General features: G+C 73.4%; 21 protein-coding genes. 11 read left to right on the top strand and 10 right to left on the bottom strand.

Annotated elements, in window-relative coordinates; translation table 11 throughout:
* Positions 1-2 precede the first annotated feature (2 nt).
* The 8 genes from ACZ7N4_RS08140 to rhaI form a co-directional block, all read right to left on the bottom strand.
* Positions 3-1,157 (bottom strand): ABC transporter ATP-binding protein, encoded by a 1,155-nt coding sequence (locus ACZ7N4_RS08140; protein ID WP_471355056.1) that lies wholly within the window; start codon positions 1,155-1,157, stop codon positions 3-5.
* A 69-nt stretch (positions 1,158-1,226) separates the two neighbouring features.
* A complete protein-coding gene (locus tag ACZ7N4_RS08135; protein ID WP_471355054.1) occupies positions 1,227-1,718 on the bottom strand; it encodes a zinc-binding dehydrogenase in 492 nt (163 codons plus the stop codon).
* 160 nt (positions 1,719-1,878) lie between these two features.
* Positions 1,879-2,520: a LutC/YkgG family protein gene (locus ACZ7N4_RS08130; RefSeq protein ID WP_471355052.1), complete on the bottom strand. Its 642-nt coding sequence runs from the start codon at positions 2,518-2,520 to the stop codon at positions 1,879-1,881.
* Complete coding sequence (locus ACZ7N4_RS08125) at positions 2,517-3,995, bottom strand: LutB/LldF family L-lactate oxidation iron-sulfur protein (RefSeq protein ID WP_471355050.1); 1,479 nt, start codon at positions 3,993-3,995, stop codon at positions 2,517-2,519. The genes ACZ7N4_RS08130 and ACZ7N4_RS08125 overlap by 4 nt, the downstream gene beginning before the upstream one ends.
* Positions 3,996-4,020: 25 nt before the next feature.
* Positions 4,021-4,776, bottom strand: coding sequence for a (Fe-S)-binding protein (locus ACZ7N4_RS08120; RefSeq protein WP_471355048.1), 756 nt, complete (start codon positions 4,774-4,776; stop codon positions 4,021-4,023).
* Between the two features lie 72 nt (positions 4,777-4,848).
* A complete protein-coding gene (locus ACZ7N4_RS08115) occupies positions 4,849-6,315 on the bottom strand; it encodes a rhamnulokinase (RefSeq protein ID WP_471355046.1) in 1,467 nt (488 codons plus the stop codon).
* Positions 6,312-8,351, bottom strand: coding sequence for a bifunctional aldolase/short-chain dehydrogenase (locus ACZ7N4_RS08110; protein WP_471355044.1), 2,040 nt, complete (start codon positions 8,349-8,351; stop codon positions 6,312-6,314). Before ACZ7N4_RS08110 ends, ACZ7N4_RS08115 begins: the two co-directional genes overlap by 4 nt.
* A gap of 108 nt (positions 8,352-8,459) precedes the next feature.
* Positions 8,460-9,620 carry an L-rhamnose isomerase gene (rhaI, locus tag ACZ7N4_RS08105; RefSeq protein WP_471355042.1) on the bottom strand — a complete coding sequence of 387 codons (1,161 nt, stop codon included), beginning with the start codon at positions 9,618-9,620 and terminating at the stop codon, positions 8,460-8,462.
* A 280-nt stretch (positions 9,621-9,900) separates the two neighbouring features.
* Between rhaI and ACZ7N4_RS08100 the strand changes: the two genes are divergently transcribed.
* The 9 genes from ACZ7N4_RS08100 (at position 9,901) to ACZ7N4_RS08060 (ending at position 19,708) form a co-directional block, all read left to right on the top strand.
* Complete coding sequence (locus tag ACZ7N4_RS08100; RefSeq protein ID WP_471355040.1) at positions 9,901-11,418, top strand: sugar ABC transporter ATP-binding protein; 1,518 nt, start codon at positions 9,901-9,903, stop codon at positions 11,416-11,418.
* Positions 11,415-12,539: an ABC transporter permease gene (locus tag ACZ7N4_RS08095; protein ID WP_471355038.1), complete on the top strand. Its 1,125-nt coding sequence runs from the start codon at positions 11,415-11,417 to the stop codon at positions 12,537-12,539. The genes ACZ7N4_RS08100 and ACZ7N4_RS08095 overlap by 4 nt, the downstream gene beginning before the upstream one ends.
* Positions 12,532-13,521 carry an ABC transporter permease gene (locus tag ACZ7N4_RS08090; RefSeq protein ID WP_471355036.1) on the top strand — a complete coding sequence of 330 codons (990 nt, stop codon included), beginning with the start codon at positions 12,532-12,534 and terminating at the stop codon, positions 13,519-13,521. Before ACZ7N4_RS08095 ends, ACZ7N4_RS08090 begins: the two co-directional genes overlap by 8 nt.
* 28 nt (positions 13,522-13,549) lie before the next feature.
* Positions 13,550-14,626 (top strand): rhamnose ABC transporter substrate-binding protein, encoded by a 1,077-nt coding sequence (gene rhaS, locus ACZ7N4_RS08085; RefSeq protein ID WP_471355034.1) that lies wholly within the window; start codon positions 13,550-13,552, stop codon positions 14,624-14,626.
* Between the two features lie 17 nt (positions 14,627-14,643).
* Positions 14,644-14,964, top strand: a complete 321-nt coding sequence (locus ACZ7N4_RS08080) for an L-rhamnose mutarotase (RefSeq protein WP_471355032.1) — start codon at positions 14,644-14,646, stop codon at positions 14,962-14,964.
* A gap of 24 nt (positions 14,965-14,988) precedes the next feature.
* Positions 14,989-16,401, top strand: coding sequence for a BNR repeat-containing protein (locus ACZ7N4_RS08075; RefSeq protein WP_471355030.1), 1,413 nt, complete (start codon positions 14,989-14,991; stop codon positions 16,399-16,401).
* A 55-nt stretch (positions 16,402-16,456) separates the two neighbouring features.
* A complete protein-coding gene (locus ACZ7N4_RS08070) occupies positions 16,457-17,488 on the top strand; it encodes a LacI family DNA-binding transcriptional regulator (protein WP_471355028.1) in 1,032 nt (343 codons plus the stop codon).
* 109 nt (positions 17,489-17,597) lie between these two features.
* The gene (locus ACZ7N4_RS08065; protein WP_471355026.1) at positions 17,598-18,896 is read left to right on the top strand and encodes an alpha/beta fold hydrolase; all 1,299 of its coding nucleotides are present in this window, start codon (positions 17,598-17,600) and stop codon (positions 18,894-18,896) included.
* A gap of 68 nt (positions 18,897-18,964) precedes the next feature.
* Entirely contained in the window at positions 18,965-19,708 is a 744-nt protein-coding gene (locus ACZ7N4_RS08060) for a PIG-L deacetylase family protein (RefSeq protein WP_471355024.1), read from the top strand.
* 37 nt (positions 19,709-19,745) lie between these two features.
* On the opposite strand, the gene ACZ7N4_RS08055 is transcribed toward ACZ7N4_RS08060, so the two are convergent.
* On the bottom strand, positions 19,746-21,260 hold the full coding sequence (locus ACZ7N4_RS08055; protein WP_471355022.1) for a cytochrome P450: 1,515 nt from the start codon (positions 21,258-21,260) through the stop codon (positions 19,746-19,748).
* 121 nt (positions 21,261-21,381) lie between these two features.
* On the opposite strand from ACZ7N4_RS08055, the gene ACZ7N4_RS08050 reads away from it, so the two are divergent.
* Entirely contained in the window at positions 21,382-21,990 is a 609-nt protein-coding gene (locus tag ACZ7N4_RS08050) for a TetR/AcrR family transcriptional regulator (RefSeq protein ID WP_471355021.1), read from the top strand.
* Between the two features lie 101 nt (positions 21,991-22,091).
* On the top strand, positions 22,092-22,817 hold the full coding sequence (locus ACZ7N4_RS08045) for a DUF2470 domain-containing protein (protein ID WP_471355019.1): 726 nt from the start codon (positions 22,092-22,094) through the stop codon (positions 22,815-22,817).
* On the opposite strand, the gene ACZ7N4_RS08040 is transcribed toward ACZ7N4_RS08045, so the two are convergent.
* On the bottom strand, positions 22,785-24,020 hold the full coding sequence (locus tag ACZ7N4_RS08040) for a lactonase family protein (RefSeq protein WP_471355017.1): 1,236 nt from the start codon (positions 24,018-24,020) through the stop codon (positions 22,785-22,787). The genes ACZ7N4_RS08045 and ACZ7N4_RS08040 overlap by 33 nt on opposite strands.
* Between the last annotated feature and the right edge of the window lie 37 nt (positions 24,021-24,057).

The following is a 24,057-nucleotide window of genomic DNA, read 5'->3' as shown; positions in this document are numbered from 1 at the left end:
GGTCAGGCGTCCGCCACCGAGTCGAACGGCACCTCCCCCCGCGTCACGCCGCGCGCGTCCGCGTCCACCGAGCGGCGCAGCGCCTCGTGCAGCTTGGCGGGGGTCAGCACGCCGAGGAACCGCGCCCCCTCCAGCACCGCGACCCACCCGGCGTCGTACTGGAGCATCACCCCGAACGCCTGCTTCAGCGGTGCGCCGACCGGCACCCAGGCGGTCATCCGGTGGGTGAGGTCCCCGACCGTGCCGCCCACCACCAGTTCGTCGATGCCGACCCAGCCGCGCAGGTCACCGCCCGCGTCCAGGACCACCGCCCAGCGAGCGCCCTCGGCCCGCAGCCGCTCCAGCGCCCGCCCCGCGGGCTCGTCCAGCCGGGCCACGGGCGGCTGCTCCAGGTCGTCCCGTTCGATCGCGGTGACCGACAGCCGCTTCAGCCCGCGGTCCGCGCCCACGAACCCGGCGACGTACGGCGTCGCGGGCGCCCCGAGCACCGCGCCCGGCGTGTCGAACTGCTCGATACGGCCCTGCCCGTACACGGCGATCCGGTCGCCGAGCCGGACGGCCTCCTCGATGTCGTGCGTGACCAGCAACACCGTCTTGCGCACGGCGGCCTGCATCCTCAGGAACTCGTCCTGCAACTGCTCGCGCACCACCGGGTCGACGGCGCCGAACGGCTCGTCCATCAGCAGCACCGGCGGGTCCGCGGCCAGCGCCCGCGCCACGCCGACCCGCTGCCGCTGTCCGCCGGACAGCTGCTCCGGGTAGCGCGGTCCGTACGTCTTCGGGTCGAGGCCCACCAGGTCCAGCAGCTCGGCCGCCCGCGCCCGCGCCTTCGCCCGCTTCCAGCCGAGCAGCGCGGGCACGGCCGCGGTGTTGTCCAGGACGGTGCGGTGCGGGAAGAGACCCACCTGCTGGATGACGTACCCGATCCGGCGGCGCAGCCGGACCGGGTCGACGGTCGCGATGTCATCGCCGCCGACGAGGATCCGGCCGGAGGTCGGCTCGATGAGCCGGTTGACCATCATCATGGTGGTCGTCTTGCCGCACCCGGACGGGCCGACGAGCGTGACCAGTTCGCCCTCGGACACCTCGAAGGAGAGGTCGTCCACGGCCGTCGTACCGTCCGGATACCGCTTGGTGACCTGCTCGAACCGGATCATTCCCTCACGTTACGGCAGCGTGCCCGGGGGCTCATCCCGCCGTGCCCCGACCGGCGGACAGCGGGCCGGTCAGTGCCCGGTCGTCAGCAGGGTCTCGCCGTACCGTGTGCCTGCCTCCAGGGCCTCACGGGTCACGGTGCAGGTGCGCATGGCGAGCGGGGGCACGCCCAGGTCGAAGCCGGGGGAGGGGGTGGGTTCGCCGCTCAGCATCCCCCACGGCGGCAGCGTGCCGTCGGCGGGCACGGCCCGGGCCGGCTCCCGCACGCCCGGCCCGGCGACGGCGTCGAGGACCTGCTCGGCGCCCCGTCCGCCGGTCGGCTCCAGCACCCGGGCGGCCCCGTCCTCCTCGTCGGAGACGATCACCTCGGCGGCGCCGTCGTCCAGCAGCCGCTGCCGTTTGGCGCGGGTCCGGGTGACGGCGACGGGCGTCGCGCCGAGCCGGTTCGCCGTCTGGATCGCGGCCAGACCGGGGCTGCCGGAGGCCGCGTTCACCACGGTCACGTCGCCGGCCCGGATCCCGCAGACCTCCGCCATCACGCCGTACGCCGTCAGGTACGGCATCCCCACCGCCGCCGCTGACCGGGCCCGTCCCGCGGGAGCGGGGGAGCAGACGGCTTGACCCGACGCGGACCGGGTGCGGTCCGCGGCCCCGGCTGCACCTCTCCGGGACCCGGCTCACCCGGCTCCGGTCCTCCGGCAGGTTCTCGTACCAGCGGGGTCGTCAGTCGAGCAGGATCACCTCCAGGGTGCGCGGGCCGTGCACGCCCTCCACCCGGTCCAGCTCGATGTCGCTGGTGGCCGACGGGCCGGAGATCCAGGTCAACGGGCGGACCGGGTCGAGCCGTTCGAGGGCCTGCGGGACCGAGGACACGACCTGGTCCGGGACCCGGACGACACAGATGTGGTGGTCGGGGACGAGCGAGATACGGCGCCGGCCCTGGTCCGGGGAGCCGTCGAGGACGATCGTGCCGGTCTCGGCGACCGCCACGGCGCACCCCGTCACCACGCTGTCGACCCGGTCCAGCCGCTGCGCGGTGTCCGCCGCCCGGTCGTCGATCCGCACGGCGTCCACGGCGGCCGTCCACCCCGGGGGCAGCCCGGCCGGCACCAGTACCTCCCGGGAGCCCCGCTCGGCCAGCAACCTGCCGATCAGCGCGGGCAGTCGCTCCGGACCGCAGCGGTGCACGACCGCCCGGTAGTCCGCCAGGTTCTCCGCCAGCAGCTCCACCGTCTCCCCGGCGGTCCGCCGCCCGTGCTCGCGCAGATAGTCCCGGGGCACGGCCTCCTCGTACGGCCCCTCGTCCACGGGCACGTCGGCGAGGGCGCGCCGCACCCGGCCCAGGATCCGCTCCCTGCTGCTCACTCGGCACCGTCCTTCCCGCCGCGCGTGCGCTGCCACCAGTCCCGGAAGGGCTCCGGCGGCACGGCCGGCAGGTCCCGGGTGCCGCTCCACGCCCGGCCGGGTCCCGGCAGGGTGCGGGGGTGCAGCCGGCGGGTCCGGGAGGCCAGCCGCTGGCCGGTGCGAAGGGCGCCGGGGTGCGTGAACGCCCAGCGCGCCGCCCGCATCGCCGCCCGCTCGGCCGCGTGCCCCTTCGCCGGGCGGAGCACCACCTTGTTGCCCTGCCGCACCGCCGGACCCCCCTCCACCACCCGCTCCCGCAGGTGCACCAGCACCTCGGGGATGTCGATGGCGACCGGGCACACCTCGTAACAGGCCCCGCACAGGCTCGACGCGTACGGCAGGGAGGCGTCGATCGCGTCGGCCGTGCCCCTCAGTTGGGGGCTGAGGATGGCGCCGATGGGGCCCGGGTAGACCGAGCCGTACGCGTGTCCTCCGGCCCGCTCGTACACCGGGCACACGTTCAGGCAGGCCGAGCAGCGGATGCAGCGCAGCGCCTGGCGGCCGACCCGGTCGGCGAGGGTGTCGGTGCGGCCGTTGTCCAGCAGGACCAGATGGAAGGCGCGGGGCCCGTCCTCGTCCGTGGTGCCCGTCCACATGCTGGTGTACGGGTTCATGCGCTCGGCGGTGGAGGAGCGGGGGAGGGTCTGGAGGAAGACCTCCAGGTCCCGCCAGGTGGGGACGACCTTCTCGATGCCGACGACCGAGATGAGGGTCTCCGGCAGGGTCAGGCACATCCGGCCGTTGCCCTCGGACTCCACGACGACCAGCGTGCCGGTCTCGGCGACCATGAAGTTGGCACCGGAGACGCCGACCTTGGCGCGCAGGAACTTCTCCCGCAGGTGCAGCCGGGCCGCCTCGGCGAGTTCGGCGGGCGTGTCCGTGAGGTCCTCCGGCGCGGGCCGGCCCCACCTGCCCATCTCCTCGCGGAAGATGTCCCGGATCTCCCCCCGGTTGCGGTGGATGGCCGGGACCAGGATGTGCGAGGGGCGGTCCTCGCCCAACTGGACGATCAGCTCGGCGAGATCGGTTTCGTAGGCACGGATGCCCTCGGCCTCCAGAGCCTCGTTGAGGCCGATCTCCTGGGTGGCCATCGACTTGACCTTGACGACCTCCGACTCGCCGGTCTCCCGGACCAGCCGGGCGACGATCCGGTTGGCCTCGTCGGCGTCGGCGGCCCAGTGGACGGTACCGCCGGCCGCGGTGACCGACTCCTCCAGCCGGAGCAGATACCGGTCGAGATGGCGCAGCGTGTGGTCCTTGATCCGGCTGCCCGCCTCCCGCAGCGCCGCCCAGTCGGACAACTCGCCCACCGCCCTGGCCCGTTTGGCCCGGATGGTGTGGGTCGCGTGCCGCAGGTTGCCACGCAGGGTGGGGTTGTGGACGGCATCGTGCGCGGCCTGGGGGAAGGCCGGCATGCCGACGAACGTTCCGGTCATGCCGGTCCCTCCTCGGTCGTTGCGGTCATACCGCCGGTTCCTCCTCCGTGCTCGCCAGGATCTCCGCGATGTGCACCGGCCGCATGCCCGTCCGCAGCCGGCTCATCGTGCCGCCGAGGTGCATCAGACAGGAGTTGTCGGCCGCGCACAGCACCTCCGCACCCGTCGACTCGGCGTTGCGCACCTTGTCCACGCCCATCGCCGCCGACACCTCCGCGTTCTTCAGCGCGAACGTGCCGCCGAACCCGCAGCACTCCTCGGCGCCCGGCAGCTCGACCAGCTCCAGTCCCCTGACGGCCTGGAGCAGCCGGCGCGGCCGGTCGCCGAGCCCCAGCCCGCGCAGCCCGTGACAGGTCGGGTGGTACGTCACCTTGTGCGGGTAGCAGGCGCCGACGTCCGTCACGCCGAGCACGTCCACCAGGAACTCGGTCAGCTCGTACGTCTTCGGCACCACCGGCGCCAGCGTCCGCGCGAGAACGTCCCCGCGTCCCTCGGCCCGCGCCCGTTCCCCCATCCGCGGATACAGCTCCCGCACCATCGCCCCGCACGAACCGGACGGCGTCACGATCGCCTCGTACTCCCGGAAGACATCGGAGAAGTGGCGGGCCAGGGGTTCGGCCTCGTGGCGGTAGCCGGTGTTGTAGTGCGCCTGCCCGCAGCAGCTCTGGCCCATCGGGAAGTCGACGTCGACACCCAGTCTGGTCAGCAGTTTCACCACGGCACGCCCGGTGTCCGGATAGAGCGTGTCGTTGACGCAGGTCAGGAACAGGGCGACACGCATCGCGGCTCCTCGGTGGCGGTCGTCGGACGAGTGCAGGGTAGTCGGCGGTGTCGCACCGAGGGGAGGCGCGGCTCACCGCGTGGCGAGCCGCGCCTCGGCCGCCCGCCACCGGCCGCTGTCGCCGCGGGGCGTGTACCGGGTGAGCGGCTGGGTCCGGGTCAGCAGCCGGCGCAGCGCGGCCAGGTCGCCGACGAGTCCGTGCGCGCGGGCCTGCACGAGGACGTTGCCGAGGGCCGCCGCCTCGGTCGCACCGGCCACCACCGGCAGACCGCAGGCGTCGGCCGTCAGCTGGCACAGCAGCGCGTTGCGGGTGCCGCCGCCGACCAGGTGCACCACGTCCACCGGACGGTCGGCCAGCCGCCGCGCCTCCCGTACGGCCCGCCGGTGGGCGAGGGCCAGCGAGTCGAGGATGCACCGGGTGGTCTCGGCCCGCGTCCGCGGCACCGGCTGCCCCGACACCCGGCACGCCTCGGCGATCCGCTCCGGCATCCGCCCCGGCGCCAGGAACGCCTCGTCCCCGGCGTCCACCACCGAGCGCAGCGCCGGCACGGTGGCCGCCTCCCGCAGCAGCGCCCCCAGATCCGGCTCCCCCCAGGCCCGTACGCACTCCTGGAGCAGCCACAGCCCCATGATGTTGCGCAGATAGCGGACGGTGCCGTCGAGCCCCAGCTCGTTGGTGAAGTTCGCCGCCCGGCTCTCCTCGGTGAGTACGGGCGCGTCCAGCTCGAGGCCCGCCAGGGACCAGGTGCCGGTGCAGATGTAGGCGAAGCGCTCCCCGGCCGTCGCCGGGATCGCGGCCACCGCGGAGGCGGTGTCGTGCGAGCCGACGGCCGTCACCGGCACCGGTCCGGCCAGGCCCGTCTCCGCCAGCACCTCCGGCCGCAGCGTCCCGGCCGGATCGCCGGGCCGCCGCAGGGGCGCGAACAGGCCGAGGTCGACACCCAGCCGCTCGGCGACCCCGTAGGCCCAGTCACGGGTGCGGGGGTCGATCAGCTGGGTGGTGGAGGCGTTGGTCAGCTCGGTGCCCTGCTCGCCGGTGAGCCAGTACGTCAGCAGGTCCGGGATGAGCAACAGCCTTCGCGCACACCTCGGTTGTGCGGTCGAGCGGGCTGCCGTCAGCTGGTACAGGGTGTTGAACGGGGCGTACTGGATGCCGGTCGCCGCGTACAGCTCCGACGCCGGCACGTTCGCCCACACCTTCTCCGCCACGCCCTCCGTGCGGGCGTCGCGGTAGTGCACCGGGTTGCCGAGCAGGGCCCCGTCGGCGTCCAGCAGACCGTAGTCGACGCCCCAGCCGTCGACGCCGACGGAGGCGAGCCGTCCACCGCAGCGGGCGCCGGCCGCCCGCAGTCCGTCCAGGACACCGCCGTACAGGGCGAGCACGTCCCAGCGCAGCCCCTCCGGCACCCGCACCGGCCGGTTGGGGAACCGGTGCGCCTCGCTCAGCTCCACCGAGTCCGGGCCCACCCGCCCCACCATCACCCGCCCGCTGGAGGCGCCCAGGTCGACGGCGGCGTACGACTTCACGCCCGCGCTCACCGCAGGAACGCGGCCGCCACACCCGCGTCGACCGGGATGTGCAGGCCGGTGGTGTGGGTGAGGTCCCCGCCGGTGAGCGCGAACACCGCGTTCGCCACGTGCTCGGGCAGCACCTCCCGCTTCAGGAGGGTCCGCCGCGCGTAGAACTCGCCCAGCTCCTCCTCCGGCACCCCGTACACCGCGGCCCGCTGCGCCCCCCAGCCCCCGGCGAAGATCCCGGACCCGCGCACCACTCCGTCCGGGTTCACCCCGTTCACCCGGATCCCGTGCTCGCCCAGCTCGGCGGCGAGCAGCCGCACCTGATGGGCCTGGTCGGCCTTGGCCGCGGAGTAGGCGATGTTGTCCGGCCCGGCGAAGACGGCGTTCTTCGAGGCGATGTAGACGATGTCACCGCCCAGCCCCTGCGCGGTCATCACCCGCGCCGCCTCCCTGGACACGAGGAAGGACCCGCGGGCCATGACGGCGTGCTGGAGGTCCCAGTCGTCCGCCGACGTCTCCAGCAGCGGCTTGGAGACGGAGATCCCGGCGTTGTTCACGACGAGGTCCACCCCGCCGAAGGCGAGCACGGCCGCCCGGAACGCGGCGGCGATCCGTTCCTCGGACGTCACGTCGACGGTGACGGCGACCGCCGTGTCGGGACCGCCCAGCTCCTCGGCGACGGCCGAGGCCGTCTCCCCGTTCAGATCGGCGACGACGACACACGCCCCCTCGGCCGCCAGCCGGTGCGCGATCGCCTTCCCGATCCCGCTGCCGGCCCCCGTCACGAACGCGACGCGCGTGGCGAGCGGCTTCGGCGCGGGCATCCGCCGCAGCTTGGCCTCCTCCAGCGCCCAGTACTCGATGCGGAACTTCTCGGCTTCCTCGATCGGCGCGTACGACGAGACGGCCTCGGCCCCGCGCATCACGTTGACGGCGTTGACGTAGAACTCGCCGGCCACCCGGGCGGTCTGCTTGTCCTTGCCGAAGGAGAACATGCCGACGCCCGGGACGAGGACGACGGCCGGGTCGGCGCCGCGCATGGCGGGGGAGTCGGGCAGCGAGTGCCGCCGGTAGTAGGCGGCGTACTCCTCGCGGTACGCGGCGTGCAGCTCCTTCAGCCGGGCCACGGCCTCGTCCAGCGGCGCCGCCGGCGGCAGGTCCAGGACGAGCGGCCGTACCTTGGTCCGCAGGAAGTGGTCGGGGCAGGAGGTGCCGAGGGCGGCGAGCCGGGGATGTCCGGCACGCGCGAGGAAGTCGAGCACGACGTCCGAGTCGTCGAAGTGCCCGACCTGGGGCCTGTCCCGCGAGGCGAGCGCGCGGACGTACGGCGCGAGGGCCGCGGCCCGCTCCCTCCGCTCGGCCTCGGGCAGCGCCTCGTACCCCTCGACGACCGGCCCGAACGGCTCCGCCCTCCCCCTCTCGGCGAGGAACGCCTCGGCGGTGCGGATGATGTGCAGCGAGTTCCGCTCGCACTCCTCGGAGGAGTCGCCCCAGGCGGTGATCCCGTGGCCGCCGAGGACGCATCCGACGGCCCGCGGATGGGCGGCCCTGACGGCGGCGATGTCCAGCCCGAGCTGGAACCCGGGCCGCCGCCACGGCACCCACACCACGCTGTCCCCGAAGCACTCGGCGGTCAGCTTCTCCCCGTCGGCCGCACAGGCCAGCGCGATGCCGGAGTCGGGGTGCAGATGATCCACGTGCGGGGCGTCCACCAATCCGTGCATGGCGGTGTCGATGGAGGGCGCGGCCCCGCCCCTGCCGTGCAGGCAGTAGTCGAACGCGGCGACCATCTCGTCCTCGCGCTCGACCCCCGGGTACACCTCCGCCAGAGCCCGCAGCCGGTCCAGCCGCAACACGGCCAGCCCGCCCTCGGTGAGCGTACCGAGGTCGCCGCCGGACCCCTTGACCCACATCAGCTCCACGTCACCGCCGGTGACGGGGTCGGTGGCGGTGCCTTTCGCGGAGGCGTTGCCCCCGGCGTAGTTGGTGGTGCGGGGGTCGGAACCGAGGCGGTGGGAGCGGTCGAGGAGAGCGGCGACTTCGGGGTGGGTGGTCATGAGTACGGTTCCTTTTCCGGAAGGGGGACGTGTGGAAAGGGACGCGGGGAACTGCGCGAGAGACCACGACGGGCCCGCGCTCCGCGACGGCGCTCGGAGGCCGACGCTTCACGCCCCCCAGCCGGCCGGCTCCCCGCCCACCCGCTCGGCGACGATCCGCTCGGCCCACCCGGAGCGGGCATACGCGGCCATGGGATCCGGATCCAGCCCCGACTCCTCCCGGACCTCGGCGAGGAGCCCGCGCACATCGGTGTCGTACGCGTCCATCAGCACGGCATTGGCCGCCAGCACGTCCCCCGCCCCCTGAGCCGCGGCCAGCGCCTCGCGGTCGACGAGCAGGGCCTTCGCCGTGGCCTCCTGGACGTTCATCACCGACCGGATGATCGCGGGGATCTTCGGCTCGATGTTGTGGCACTGGTCGAGCATGAACGCGACCTCGGAGGTGAACCCGCCGCCCCGGATCACCTCGCACATGATCCGGAACAACTGGAACGGGTCCGCCGCCCCCACCATCAGGTCGTCGTCGGCGTAGAAGCGCGAGTTGAAGTCGAACCCGCCGAGCTTCCGCTCCCGCAGCAGCGTCGCCACGATGAACTCGATGTTGGTCCCCGGAGCGTGATGCCCGGTGTCCACGACCACCCGGGCCTTCTCGCCGAGCTTGAGGCAGTGCGCGTACGCGGTCCCCCAGTCCGGCACGTCCGTGGTGTAGAACGCCGGCTCGAAGAACTTGTACTCCAGCAGCATCCGCTGCCCCTCGCCGAGCCGCGCGTACACCTCGGCCAGCCCCTCCGCGAGCCGGTCCTGCCGGGCGCGGATGTCGTCCTGCCCGGGATAGTTCGTGCCGTCGGCGAACCACAGCTTCAGGTCCCGCGAGCCGGTGGCGTCCATGATGTCGACGCACCGGAGCAGATGGTCGACGGCCTTGCGCCGCACCGCCGCGTCGGGGTGGCAGACGCTGCCCAGCCTGTAGTCGTCGTCCTGGAAGGTGTTGGAGTTGACGGCGCCCAGCCGCACGCCCCGCTCCTCGGCGTACTCCGCGAGGGCCGCGTAGTCCTCCACCGTGTCCCAGGGGATGTGCAGGGCGACGGTCGGCGCCACCCCGGTGAGGGCGTGCACCCGCGCCGCGTCCTGGAGCTTCTCCCACGGCGAGCGCGGCACCCCGGCCTGGGCGAAGACCTTGAAGCGGGTCCCGGAGTTCCCGTACGCCCACGACGGCGTCTCGACGGCCTGGGTCTTGAGCGCGGCCTTCACCGCGGCGAGGTCGGTCACTTCGGGGCTCCTGGGAAGTCGGTGGACGACTGAGCGGAATGAAACGATTCAGGACGGCAAGCTAGGTGCCGACCGAAGGGGTGTCAAGCAGTCCGGCGGCTCCCGGCGCTGCGTGATTCCGCCATGAATCCCGCCTGTCGAAACCTTTTCAACACGGACCCATTGACGTGGCATGGCTGTGGTGCCTACCGTCCCGGCCATCCACTTGAAACCTTTCACGACCCCGGGGCGGCGACGCGGCCCTGCCGTCCCCGCCGCCGGTGTCGCCGAGGAGCCCCCCATGACCCACCCGCCTGACACGGGACCGGCCCCCGTACTGGCGCTGAAGGGCGTCTCCAAGTCCTTCGGCGCCGTACGCGCCCTGCGGGACGTCTCCCTGGAACTGCTGCCCGGCGAGGTGCACGCCCTCGCCGGCGAGAACGGCGCGGGCAAGTCGACGCTGATCAAGACCCTCGCCGGAGTACACCGGCCGGACACCGGGCAAGTGCTGCTCGACGGCGAGCCCGTGGTGTTCCACGGCCCCGGCGACGCCCGTGACGCCGGCATCGCCGTGATCTACCAGGAACCGACCCTCTTCCCGGACCTGTCGATCGCCGAGAACATCTTCATGGGCCGCCGGCCCCGGCGCTCCCTGGGCCGGATCGACCACCGGGCCACCCGCGCGGCGACGGCCGCCCTGATGCGGCGGCTCGGCGTCGACCTCGACCCCGACCGGCCCGCCCGCGGGCTGTCCATGGCGGACCAGCAGATCGTGGAGATCGCCAAGGCACTCTCCTTCGACGCCCGGGTGCTGGTCATGGACGAGCCGACGGCCGCCCTGACCGGCAGCGAGGTCGCCCGTCTGTTCGGTGTCGTCCGCACGCTGCGCGAGCAGGGCGCGGCCGTGCTGTTCATCTCGCACCGCCTGGAGGAGATCTTCGCGATCTGCCGGAAGGTGACCACGCTGCGGGACGGCGCCCGGATCGCCAGTGAGCCGCTCGCCGGGATGACAGAGGACGACCTGATCCGCCGGATGGTCGGCCGTGACCTGGCCGAGCTGTACCCCAAGCAGGAGGTGGAGTTGGGCGAGGTGGTGCTGAGCGTCCGCCGGCTGACCCGCGAGGGCGTCTTCACCGACGTGTCCTTCGAGGTACGGCGCGGGGAGATCGTCGGCCTCGCGGGGCTCGTGGGGGCGGGCCGTACCGAGGTGGCCCGCGCGGTGTTCGGTGTGGACCGCTGGGACGCGGGCGAGGTCGAGGTCGCCGGGCGCCGGCTCCGGGGCGGCGCGCCGTCCCTGGCGATGGCGGCGGGGCTGGCCCTCGTCCCGGAGGACCGGCGGGCCCAGGGCCTGGTGATGGACCTGTCGATCGAGCGGAACATCGGCCTGACCGGGCTCCGTACGACCGCCCGGGCCGGACTGGTGAACCCGGGCGCCGAGCGCGGCCGCTCCCTGGACTGGGCGGTGCGGCTCCAGGTGAAGTACGCCCGGATCGCGGACGCCGTCGCCACGCTGTCCGGCGGCAACCAGCAGAAGGTCGTCCTCGCCAAGTGGCTCGCCACCGGACCCCGGGTGCTCATCGTGGACGAGCCGACCCGGGGCATCGACGTCGGCACCAAGGCCGAGGTGCACCGGCTGCTCGGCGACCTGGCCGCCGACGGGGTCGCCGTCCTGATGATCTCCTCCGACCTGCCGGAGATCCTCGGCATGGCCGACCGGGTGCTCGTGATGCACGAGGGCCGGATCACCGCCGAGATCCCCCGTTCCCGAGCCACCGAGGAGACCGTGCTGGCCGCCGCCACCGGGAGGGCCGCCGCATGACACCGGCCGGCACGGACGAGTCCCCCGCCGCCGGGACGCCCCGCCCCGGCGGCGCCCGGCTGGTCGACCGCGTCCTCAGGACGCGCGAACTCGCGATCCTGGCCGTCTTCCTGGTGATGATCGCCGTCACGCAGGCGGGCAACAGCGCGTTCCTGTCCGCGCAGGGCATCAAGGACCTGCTGCTCAACGCCACCATCCTGGTTCTGGTCGCCACCGGGCAGTCCCTCGTCGTCCTCACCCGCAACGTCGACCTGTCCGTCGGGTCCACCCTCGGCCTCAGCGCCTTCGCCGCCGGCACCTGTCTGCACGGCGGCGGCAGCCCGGTCGTGGCGATCCTCCTCGCCGTACTGGCCGGCGTCGGCTCGGGACTGCTCAACGGGCTCCTGGTCAGCCTGGGCCAGGTGCCCGCGCTGGTCGTCACCCTCGGCACCCTGTACGTCATCCGGGGCGTCGACTCCCTCTGGGTCGGTTCCCGGCAGATCACCGCGGCCGATCTCCCCGACGGCTTCGTGGACTTCGGCTCCGGCGGCATCTCCGCGCTCCCCTGGCTCGCCGTGATCGCGCTGGCCGTGCTCGTGGCCACGGGGTACTACCTCAAGCACTACGGCGGCGGGCGGGAGCTGTACGCCCTCGGCTCCCACCCGGAGGCGGCCCGGCTGGCCGGCATCCCGGTGCGCAAGCGGGTCCTGGCCGCGTACACCTTCTGCGGCGCGCTCGCCGGACTCGCCGGAGCGATGTACCTGGCCCGGTTCGGCAACGTCGACTCCGGCACCGGCAACGGCTACGAACTCACCGTCGTCAGCGCGGTCGTGGTCGGCGGCATCGCCTTCACCGGAGGGTCCGGGAGTGTCTACGGCGCCGCCCTCGGCGCGCTGCTGCTCACCTCGGTCAACAGCGTGCTGCCCGCGCTCGGCGTCAGCTCCGTCTGGGTGCTCGCGATCAACGGCGTCCTGCTGCTGTTCGCCATCGCCGTCGACCGGGTCGTGGCGCTGCGCGTGGCCGCCGCCCTGAGGAAGAAGTCGGCCCCGGGGAGGACCGCGATGGCGAAGGAGACGGCCACTGCCGAGGAGACGGCCGGTGCCGAGGAGACGACGGACGCGAAGGAGACCTCCGGTGCCTGAGTCGCTCACCCGCGCGGTCCGCTGGGACACGGTCGTCGGCGCGCTGCTCGTCGTCCTGCTGCTGCTGTCGTTCGGCTGCGTCGACGGCTTCGGCAACGCGCTCAACCTGTCGTTCCTGCTCGGCAACACGCTCCCCATCGCGCTGATCGCCCTGCCGATGACCCTGCTGGTCGTCGCCGGCGAGATCGACCTGTCCGTCGCGTCCACGGCCGGGCTGTCCGGTGCGGTGATGGGCAGGCTCTGGAACGAGGGCATGGCCATCGAGACGATCATCCCGCTGTGCCTGCTGCTGGGCGTGGTGTGCGGGCTGGTCAACGGCCTGCTGGTGACCCGGCTCGGCCTGCCCTCGCTCGCGGTCACCATCGGCACGCTCGCCGCGTACCGGGGCATCGCACAGATCGTCCTCGGCTCGGACGCGGTGACCGACTTCCCCGGCCGGTACCTGGACTTCGCCGCCGGACGCATCGGGGACACCTTCGTCCCGCGGGCCTTCCCGCCCTTCCTCGTCCTGCTCGCCGTCGCGGTGGTCGTGCTGCACGCCACCCCCTTCGGGCGGTCGCTGTTCGCGATCGGCGCCGGCGAGGAGGCCGCGCGCTTCGCCGGTATCCGCGTCAAGCGGCAGAAGCTGGTCCTGTTCACGGTGACGGGCCTCATGGCCTCCCTCACCGGGATCTTCTGGGCGCTGCACTACGCCAGCGCCCGCTACGACAACGCGACCGGCCTGGAACTCTCCGTCGTGGCCGCCGTCCTGCTCGGCGGCATCGACTTCGACGGCGGCAAGGGCACGCTCGGCGGCGCCGTCGCCGGGGTGTTCCTGCTCGGCGCGCTGCAGAACGTCATGAGCCTCCAGGACGTCTCCGCGCAGTCACAGACCGTCGTCACCGGCGTCCTGCTCGTCCTCTCCGTGCTCGGCCCCAGGGTCGCCCGTCGGATCTCCGGGGCGAGGGCGGTCCGGAGAGCCGCCTCGACTCCGGCCTCGTAACCCAGCCCTCCTCGTAAAGGACACAGCCATGCGCCCGTCATCCCTCCGCCGTGCCTGCGCGGCCCTCGCCGCCGGAACCTCCCTCGCCCTCGCGCTGACCGCGTGCGGCGGCACCACCAAGAAGGACGTCCACGAGGAGGGCGCCGCCGTCGCCCCCGGCAAGGCCGACCCGAACGCGGCGACCAGGAAGGGGCTGACCGTGGGCTTCCTGCCCAAGCAGGTCAACAACCCCTACTTCACCACCGCCGACAAGGGCGGTGAGAAGGCGCTCGGCGAACTCGGCTCCCGGTACGAGGAGGTGGGGCCGAGCAGCGCCACCGACACCTCCGGGCAGGTGAGTTACGTCAACACGCTCACCCAGCAGCGGGTGGACGCCATTGCCGTCTCCGCGCAGGACCCGGGCGCGCTGTGCACCGCGCTGAAGCAGGCCTTGACGAACGACATCAAGGTCGTCACCTACGACTCCGACACCGGCCCCGGCTGCCGCAACGCCTTCGTCTCGCAGGCCGGTGCCGAGGACCTGGGCCGTACCGAGGTGCGGCTGCTCGCCGGACAGATCGGGTACAAGGGAAAGATCGCGATCCTGTCGGCCGCGCAGACCGCGGCCAACCAGAACACCTGGATCGGCTACATGAAGGACGAGCTGAAGAACCCCAGGTACAAGGACGTCCAGCTCGTCGCAACCGTCTACGGCAACGACGACGCCCAGCAGTCCTTCCAGCAGACCCAGGGCCTGCTCCAGGAGCACCCCGATGTGAAGGGGATCATCTCCCCGACCACGGTCGGCATCAAGGCCGCCGCCCAGTACCTGTCCGGTTCCCGGTACAAGGGCAGGGTCAAGCTGACCGGGCTCGGCACGCCGAACGACATGCGCAAGTACGTCAAGAACGGCACCGTCGACGCCTTCGAGCTGTGGGACCCGGCGAAGCTCGGCGACCTGGCCGCCCGGACCGCCGTCGCGCTGGCCTCGGGACAGATCACCGGCAGGGAGGGTGAGACCTTCAAGGCCGGCGGCACGACGTACACCGTCGGCAAGGACGGCGTGATCATCCTGGGCAAGCCCACCGTGTTCGATGCCGGGAACATCGACCGGTTCCACTTCTGAGCCGACGGGAGAGGCCGATGCCGCGCGTGTGTTTCCTGCTGAAGGTCAGATCTGACCGGCTCGCCGAGTACCGGGAGCGGCACGCCGCCGTCTGGCCGGAGATGCTGCAGGCCCTGTGGGCGACCGGCTGGCACAACTACTCGCTGTTCCTGCGCGAGGACGGCCTGCTCGTCGGCTACCTGGAGACGGAGGACTTCGCCGCCGCCCAGGCGGGCATGGCGGCCACCGACGTCAACACCCGCTGGCAGCGGGAGATGGCGCCGTTCTTCGAGTCCCTGGACGGCGCCCGCCCCGACGAAGCCATGAGACCGCTCACCGAGGTGTTCCACCTCGCCTGATCGCCTGATCACCTGGAGCCGAAGATGAGACGACGCACCGTGCCGGCCGGCGCCCTCGCCGCCTCCGCCACGGCCGCCGGAACCGCGCGGTCGACCGTCCCGGGTCCGTCGGTCACGAGCAGGGGAACCACCCAACTCGACGCCCGAGCCGTTTACTTCGTCTCCTACGACGGCCTGGTCAACAACAACTCCTTCCAGAAGAACGGCCTGCTGACCCACAAGGGCCACCAGTACGCCGCCTGGTACACGGCGAGCCGCGACGCGGTCGTCGCCCGCCGGGCCCTCGGCTCCGCCACCTGGTCGACGGCCACCCTGCCGCACCGGCTCAAGGCCGACGACTCCCACAACGTCATCTCGCTGGGCGTCTCCGCGACGGACGGCCGCCTCCACGTGAACATGGACTCCCACAGCGACGGCTTCTTCTACGTCAAGTCCGCCGCCGGGCTCCTGGACGACCCGGCCGGCACCGCCTGGACCCCGACCGTGTTCGGCGCCGTACAGACGACCCTCGACGGGCTCGCGCTCACCCCGCGGTTCACCTACCCGCAGTTCGTCGCCACCCCGGAGGGCCGGCTCCAGCTCGGCTACCGCGCCGGAATCTCCGGCAACGGCCGCAACGCGCTGGCCGAGTACGACGGTTCCCGCTGGACCGCGCTCGGGGAGTGGACCGGCGCGACCGGTACGTACACCAGTGAGCACGGCTCCAGCACCGCCCGGAGCATGTATCTGCACGGCATCGACTACGACAGGCGGGGCCGGCTGCACGCCCTGTTCACCTGGCGGGAGCAGAACGCGGCCGTCCTGCGCGGTGGCGGCGGCCTCACCAACCACGACACCGGCTACGTCTGGTCCGACGACCGCGGCCGTACCTGGCGCAACGACGCGGGCACCGTCGTCGGCACCACCGGCGGCTGCGACCGGGTCACCGTCGGCGACGGCGGCCTCGTGGTCGACCCACTGGGCCCGGACCACGCGCTGATGAACCAGGAGAGCCAGACCACCGACTCCGCCGGCCGGCCGCACGCCGTCATCAGCTACGTCCCCGGCCGCTTCGACCGGTGCACCACCGACCACGTCGCCGACCGCACCGCCCACGGACGCGCCTTCCACCTGCGCAAGACCGCCTCCGGCGGCTGGCACAAGACCGAGATCCCGGTCCCCCTCGGCTCCAGCCGGCGCACCAAGCTGGTCCTGGACCGGTACGACAACGCCTACGCCGTCCTCCCGTACGGCCGTATCGCCGCGGCGTCGCAGGCCTCCGGGTACACGGACTGGACGCTGCTGTACGACGGCGGCGGACTGAACGCCTTCGGCGAGGTCGTCGTCGACGAGACCCGGACCGGGGCGGACGACGTGCTGTCCTTCCTGTACCAGGAGAAGTCCACCGGCACCACGCCCTCGCCCCTGCACGTGGCCGACTTCGCCCTGCCGGCGTGACGGTAATGTGAAGGTCGTCCCGCCGCATCCGCGTTCCCTGGAGGTCCGAAGCCCGATGGCCCAGTCGGTGGGTATCAAGGACGTCGCCCGCGCCGCCGGAGTCTCGGTGGGCACCGTGTCCAACGTCATCAACCGCCCGGACACCGTGGCCGGCGAGACCCGGGCCCGCGTGCTGTCCGCGATCGACCGGCTCGGCTACGTCCGCAGCGAGTCGGCACGTCAGCTGCGTGCGGGCCGCAGCCGGATCATGGGGCTGCTCGTGCTGGACATGGGCAACCCGTTCTTCGTGGACGTCGCGCGCGGCGCCGAGCGGGCGGCCCGCCGGGCGGGGCTCGGCGTGATGGTGTGCAACAGCGCGCAGGACGCGGCCGAGGAGGCGGAGTACCTGTCGCTCTTCGCCGAGCAGCGGGTGCGAGGTGTGCTGCTCACCCCGGCCGACGCCAGCGGCCGCAACATCGAGGGCTTCCGCCGGCACGGCATCCCGTTCGTGCTGGTCGACCGGGTCGCCGAGGACACCACCGAGTGCTCGGTCTCCGTGGACGACGTCGCGGGCGGCGCGCTCGCGGTCCGGCATCTGGTGGACGCCGGACACCGCACCGTCGCCTACGTCAGCGGGCCGCCCGGCCTCAACCAGGTCCGCGACCGGCGTACCGGCGCGCTGCACGCGCTCGCCGAGGCCGGGCTCGGCCCCGACGCGCTGCGCGAACTGCCGACCGAGCGCCTCGACGTGGCCGCCGGCCGGGACGCCGGTGCCCGGCTGCTCGGCCTCGCCGACCGGCCCACCGCCGTCTTCTGCGCCAACGACCTGCTCGCCCTCGGCGTGCTCCAGGCGATGTACGCGGCGGGCGTCACCGTCCCGGACGACCTGGCGATCGTCGGCTACGACGACATCGAGTTCGCCGCCGCGGCCGCCGTGCCGCTCACCTCCGTACGCCAGCCCGCCGTCACCATGGGCGCCCTCGCCGCCGAACTGCTGCTGGAGGAGACCGAGCAGGGCGGGGGCGAGGGGAGACGGACGCACGAGCACCGGCGCGTGGTGCTCCAGCCGGAGCTGGTGGTGCGGCGCTCCAGCCTCGCCGCGCGCTGAGCACCGCACTGACCGGGGGTTCAGTGGCCGTCCCTGATCCGGGACTCCTCCCGCGCCCGTTCATGTGCTCAACTGGGACCCGCCCAGACCGTCCGTCCCAGGAGACCCGTTGAGCCTCAGCTACCGTCAGCCCGGCGTCGTCCTCACCGACCACCGCTTCACCGTGCCCCTCGACCACGCCGACCCCGGGGGCGAGACCATCGAGCTGTACGCCCGCGAGGCGGTGGCGAGCGACAAGGCGGGGCAGGACCTGCCGTGGCTGGTGTACCTCACGGGCGGTCCCGGCTTCGGGGCGAATCGTTTCGTCGGCCGTCAGTCCTGGCTCGACCGGGCCCTGAAGGAGTACCGCGTCCTGCTGCTCGACCAGCGCGGCACCGGCCGCTCCACGCCCGCCACCCGGCAGACCCTGCCGCTGCGCGGCGGCCCCGCCGCCCAGGCCGACTACCTCACCCGCTTCCGCGCCGACTCCATCGTCCGCGACTGCGAGGCCATCCGCCCGCGGCTCACCGGCGGCGCCCCGTGGACCGTGCTCGGCCAGAGCTTCGGCGGCTTCTCTACGGTGTCGTACCTCTCCCTCGCCCCCGAGGGCGTCCACACCGCGATCATCACCGGCGGCCTGCCCTCCCTGCACGCCCACGCCGACGACGTCTACCGGGCCGCCTACCCGCGCATCGAGCGCAAGGTCGCAGCCCACTACGACCGCTACCCGCAGGACGTGGAACGGGCCCGCCGCATCGCCGACCATCTCCTCACCCGCGACGTGGTCCTGCCGAACGGCTACCGCTTCACGGTGGAGGCCTTCCAGTCCCTCGGCCTGATGCTCGGCACTAGCGACGGCAGCCACCGGCTGCACCTCCTGCTGGAGGACGCCTTCGTCCGCACGCCGGCCGGCCACGAACTGTCCGACGCCTTCCAGGAACAGGCGCAGTCCATCCTGTCGTACGCCGGCCACCCCCTCTACGCCCTCGTCCACGAGACCATCTACGGCCAGGACGCCCGCCCCACCGCCTGGGCAGCCGAACGCGTCCGCGCCGAGTTCCCCCGGTTCGACGCGGCCAAGGCGCTCACCGGCGACGGCCCCGTGCTCTTCACCGGCGAGACGGTCCACCCCTGGATGTTCGAGACCGACCCGGCCCTGCGGCCCCTGCGCGAGACCGCCGACCTGCTCGCAGCCCGCACCGACTGGCGCCCGCTGTACGACCCGTCCCGGCTCGCCGTCAACGAGGTCCCCGTCGCCGCGGCCGTCTACCACGACGACATGTTCGTCGACGCCGGACATTCCCTGGAGACCGCCGCCGCGATCCGCGGGCTGCGTCCCTGGGTCACCAACGAGTACGAGCACGACGGCCTGCGCGTGGCGCCCCGGGTGCTGGACCGGCTGCTGGCGCTGGTGCGCGACGAGGTGTGACGTACGCGGGGGACCGGGCGGCCGGCGAAAGGAGTTGCGCGGGGGACAGGGCGGCATAGGGTGCGCCCATGACGGAGTCCAAGATCACTCAGCTCGATCCCCTGCCCGGCGACTGGCGGCGTGCCCTCGCCGTGGTGGCGCATCCCGACGACCTGGAGTACGGCTGCTCCGCGGCCGTCGCCGCCTGGACCGACGCCGGCCGGGAGGTCGCCTATGTACTGGCCACCCGCGGCGAGGCGGGCATCGACACCCTGGACCCCGCCGCCTGCGGCCCGCTGCGCGAGCGCGAGCAGCGGGCCAGTGCCGCCGTGGTCGGCGTCACCACGGTGGAGTTCCTCGACCACCGGGACGGCGTGATCGAGTACGGCACCGCGCTGCGCCGCGACATCGCCGCCGCGATACGGCGTCACCGCCCCGAACTCGTCGTCACCCTCAACCACCGCGACACCTGGGGCGGGGTCGCCTGGAACACCCCCGACCACGTCGCCGTCGGCCGCGCCACCCTGGACGCCGCGTCCGACGCCGGCAACCGCTGGATCTTCCCGGAACTCGCCGAGCAGGGCCTCGAGCCCTGGAACGGCGTCCGCTGGGTGGCCGTCGCCGGTTCCAGCAGCCCCACGCACGCCGTCGACGCCACACCCGGCCTGGACCGGGCGGTGCGCTCGCTGCTCGAACACCGCACCTACATCGAGGCGTTGACCGACCAGGACCCGGAGGTCTACGTCCGTGACTTCCTGACGGAGACCACCACCGCCACCGGCGAGCGCTTCGGCGGCACACCGGCGGTGGCCTTCGAGGTGTTCGGCCGGTAACCGGCCCGGGACTGCGGCGGACCGTGCGCTTCGCGGGTCAGGAGGGCGTCGCGCCCGTGCGGTGGAGCCGCGTGCCGGTGTCGGCCGGCGTCCCTTCCGGGCGCTGCGGCCGTCGTTCCAGCCGCAGTCGCAACCCCTCCGGCATCAGCGTCAGTCGTTCGGTGACTCTCAGGCGGTAGCCGGGGTCGGCCGACAGGTCGTAGCGGCGCAGCAGCAGTCCGAGGACCAGGGTCGCCTCGTGCAGGGCGAACTGGCGGCCGATGCAGGCCCGGGCGCCGGTGCCGAACGGCTTGAACACGTGCGGGGGACGGGCCCGTACGGCCGGCGCGGTGAAGCGGTCCGGGTCGAAACGCTCGGCGTCCTCGCCCCACACCTCCGGTTCGCGGTGCAGCATCGGGGTCAGCACCATGGCCCACGCGCCCCGGCGCATCGGGTGCTCGCCGGCGAGGACCGTGTCCCGGCGGGCCTCGCGGGCGAAGGCGGGCGCGGTCGGCCACAGCCGCAGCGACTCGTCCAGCACCCGGCGGACATAGCGCAGCTTGGCTATCCGGTCGTAGGCGGGCCGCTCGGTGTCGCCCCAGACGCGGTCCACCTCGGCGCGGGCCCGGGCGGCGATCTCGGGGTGCCGGGCGAGGTGGTACAGGGCGAAGGAGAGCGCGCCCGAGGTGGTCTCGTGGCCCGCGACCAGGAACGTGATCACCTGCTTGCGGACGTTCTCCGCCGACAGCCGCTCCCCGGTCTCCGGGTGCGCGGTCGCCAGCATGCGGTCCAGCAGGTCCCCCTCACCGCCCCCGGACCGGCGCCGGGCGGCGACCAGGCCGTCCACCGTGCGGTCGAGGTACGCCATGTCGGCCGCGTTGCGCCGGGCGGCGGCCCGCAGCAGCAGCGGGGCCAGCGGGCCGGGCACGCTGTTCAGCCGCTGGGCGTAGCCGAGCGTGCCGACCATCGCCGTGACGAAGGGGTGCGGGCGCTCCCGCTCGAAGGAGCCGAAGTCGTGCCCGAATCCGGTCCGCGCGATCGTCTCCAGGGTCAGCCTGGTCATGTCCCCGGGCACGTCCACCGTGCGCCCGGCCGCCAGCTGCCGGTCCCAGTGGTCGGTCAGCCGGCCGGCGACGGCCAGCATCATGCCGTGGTAGCCCTCCATGGCCTCCCGGCCGAACCCGGGCGCCAGCACGTCGTGCGCCAGCTGCCAGTTGGGTTCGTGGTTGTAGGCGGTGAACAGGCCGTCGCCGGCCAGCGGCCGCAGGTTGGCGACACCGAGGCCGACGTGCTTGGCGAACCGGGACTCGTCGGCGAGGTCGGCGACGTACCGCGACCCCCAGACGAACACGAACTCCTTGCCGAACGCCCGGCGCCGGAAGACCGGCCCCAGCTCGCGCGCGAAGCGCATCGAGTCCTGCAGCGGCCGGTGCCGGTCGGCGCCGAGCACATCGCCGAGCAGCGGCAGCCTGCGCGGCGGATGCGGGATGCGGTGCAGCTCGGGCCAGCCCTGCTCGGCGCTCCGGAAACCCCTCGGCAGCCCGGTCCCCATGGTCTCCGTCGTCCCCGCCATGACGCGATCTCCCTTGATCCAGCGGACGGTTGAAGCAGCGGCGCGCGCGTGTTGTACGTGGGTTCAATAACGCGGTTCAGTGTGGTCCCCTTGTTGAATCCGCGTCAAGTAAAGTGACGCCATGCCCGCGAACCAGGGGGAGCGTGCCCGGCGCAGACTCAGCACCGGGGAACGCCGTGAGCAGCTGCTGTCGGTCGGCGCGAAGCTGTTCTCGGAGAGCCCCTACGACGAGGTGTGGATCGAGCAGGTCGCCGAGATCGCCGGGGTGTCGCGCGGGCTGCTGTACCACTACTTCCCGACCAAGCGGGACTTCTTCGCCGCCGTGGTCGAGCGGGAGAGCGCGCGCATGCTGCGCATGACGGCGGCCGAGCCCGGGATCCCGGTGCGCGAGCAGCTAGCCGCCGGCCTCGACGTCTACCTCGGCTACGTCCAGGCCCACGCCCACGGCTTCCGCGCCTTCCACCGGGCCGACGCGGCCGGCGACCAGGCCGTGCGCCGGGTCTACCAGCGGGCCCTGGCGGCGCAGGAGAAGCAGATCCTGTCCGCGCTCGCCGCCGACCCCGAGTTCGGTCCCGTCGTCCAGACCGCTCCCCGGGTGCGGCTGGCGGTGCGCGGCTGGCTCGCCTTCACCACCGCGGTGTGCCTCGAATGGCTGCGCGGGGAGGGTGAGTTGAACCGCGAGCAGGTGCGCGACCTGTGCGCCCGGGCGCTGCTGGGCGTCCTGCCGTAGGCCCGTCGCGAATGTCGTCGTGACCGTCCGCCCCGCGGGGCGTGGTTGGCGTGCACCCGGATCTCCGATAAGTTAGGCAAGGCTTACCTTAGGAGGTCGGGATGGGTGACACCCAGGACTGGACGGCCGCGCCCGGCGCGGCGGAACGGGCGCGCTCGGTGCTGGCCACCGCGTGGTCGTGCGCGGTGACCGCGGACGGCGCCCGCGAGGAGTACGTCGGCGCGCACTCCGTGACCGAGGACGGCGCGGTGCGGCTGGCGGTGCCCGACGACAGCGCCCTGTACGGCGCGGTCCTGTGCGCCCCCCGCCAGGAGCCCCCCGCCCTGCTGGAGTTCGCCGACGTCGCCCCCGTACCGGTGCGCCACCGCGTCCGCGCCCGGCTCTGGCTCTCCGGACGGCTCACCCCGTCCGAGGGCACCCTCCTCTTCCAGCCCACCCGCGTGGTGCTGCGCCGGTCCTCCGGAGCCGTGGTGGTGGACCCGGACGAGTTCGCCGCCGCCCGGCCCGACCCCCTCGCCGGCGCCGAGGCCCGGCTGCTCACCCACCTCGCCGACGCCCACCCGGACGCCGTCGAGCGCCTCACCCGCCTGGTCCGGCCCGAGAGCCTGCACGCCGCGACCCGGGTGGCGCCGCTCGCCGTCGACCGGCACGGACTGACCCTGCGCATCGAACGCACCCGCGCCCACGGCGACGTACGGCTGTCCTTCCACACGCCCGCCGACGACGTCGCCCAGCTCACCGAGCGCGTCCACGCCCTGCTGGCCCAGGCCGGTGCGGCCGCCTGTCCCCGCGCGCTACAGCGGCAGCGCGCAGACGGCGACGGGTGACGCGAACGGCTCGCCGGTCAGGCGGAGCCCGCCGCTGCCGGGGTCGACGCGGAACACGGTGACCGTGCCGGAGCGCTGGTTCGCCGCGAACAGCAGCCGGCCGTCCGGCGCGAACGCGATCTGCCGCGGGAAGTCCCCGCCCACCGGCACCGTGCCGAGCAGCCGCAGTCCGGCGCCGCCCGCCTCGACGGCGTAGCGGGCGAGGCTGTTGTGGCCCCGGTTGGCGAGGAAGGCGTACCGGCCGTCCGCCGTCACCAGGACCTGCGCCGGGTAGTTCGTCCCGCCCCGTGATCCGGTGGGCTGCGGCTCGCCGATCGTCAGGCGTCCGGTGCCCGGGTCGTAGCCGCACACGGTGACGGTGTCGTCCACCTCGTTGGCCAGATAGGCGCACCGGCCGCCCGGATGGAAGGTCAGGTGGCGCGGCCCCGCACCGGGCCGGGCGTGCGCCCGCGCGACCTCGGTGAGCGTGCCCTTCGCCTGGTCGAGGCGGTAGGTGTAGACGGTGTCGGTGCCGAGGTCCACGGCGAGGACGTGCCCGCCGTCGGGACTCGTGAGGATCTGGTGGGCGTGCGGGCCCTGCTGTCCGGGACCGGGCGGCGGAGCATCGTGCGTGACCAGGTCGCTTCGCTCGCCGAGGGCGCCCGTGGCGTCGACCGGGTGCACGGCGACACTGCCCGAACCATAGTTGGCGCTCAGCAGCCAGCGCCCGCTCGGGTGCACCGACAGATGACAGGGTCCGGCGCCGCCGGTGCTCCGGGTGCCGAGGACCCGCCGGTCCGCCAGGCGTACGGCCGTCACCCCGCCGCCCTGCCGCTCGTCCACCGCGTACAGCGTGCGGCCGTCGGGGTGCACGGCGAGATACGACGGGTCGGGGACCCCGCCGAGCGTGCCCGCCCCGGTGATCCGGCCCGACCCGGGGTCGTACGACGCGAGACCGATGCCGGTGCCGCCGCCGTCGACGGAGGTGTAGGTGCCCACGTACAGCGGGCGTGGACCGGAGGGCCTGCGGGACGGCGGGGCCGCGTCCGGACGGCTCTCGGGGGCCGCGCGGTCCGCCGGCGGGGCCGCCGGGGACGGCACCGCCACGACGGCCGCCGTGCCGGCCACCGCCCCGACGAACCGCCGTCTGGTCCAGCCGCCGCGCCCGCGCTCCCGCCGGGCCGGGGAAGCCCCCTCGCCCGCCGTCCGTGCCTCCGTGTCCATGCCGCACCTCAGGTCGTCGGTCGCCCCCCTCGTGACA

The organism is Streptomyces sp. NPDC107654 (assembly GCF_055639035.1).
The sequence above is the reverse complement of the archived record's forward strand: the minus strand, read 5'-3'. Positions and strand labels throughout refer to the sequence as shown.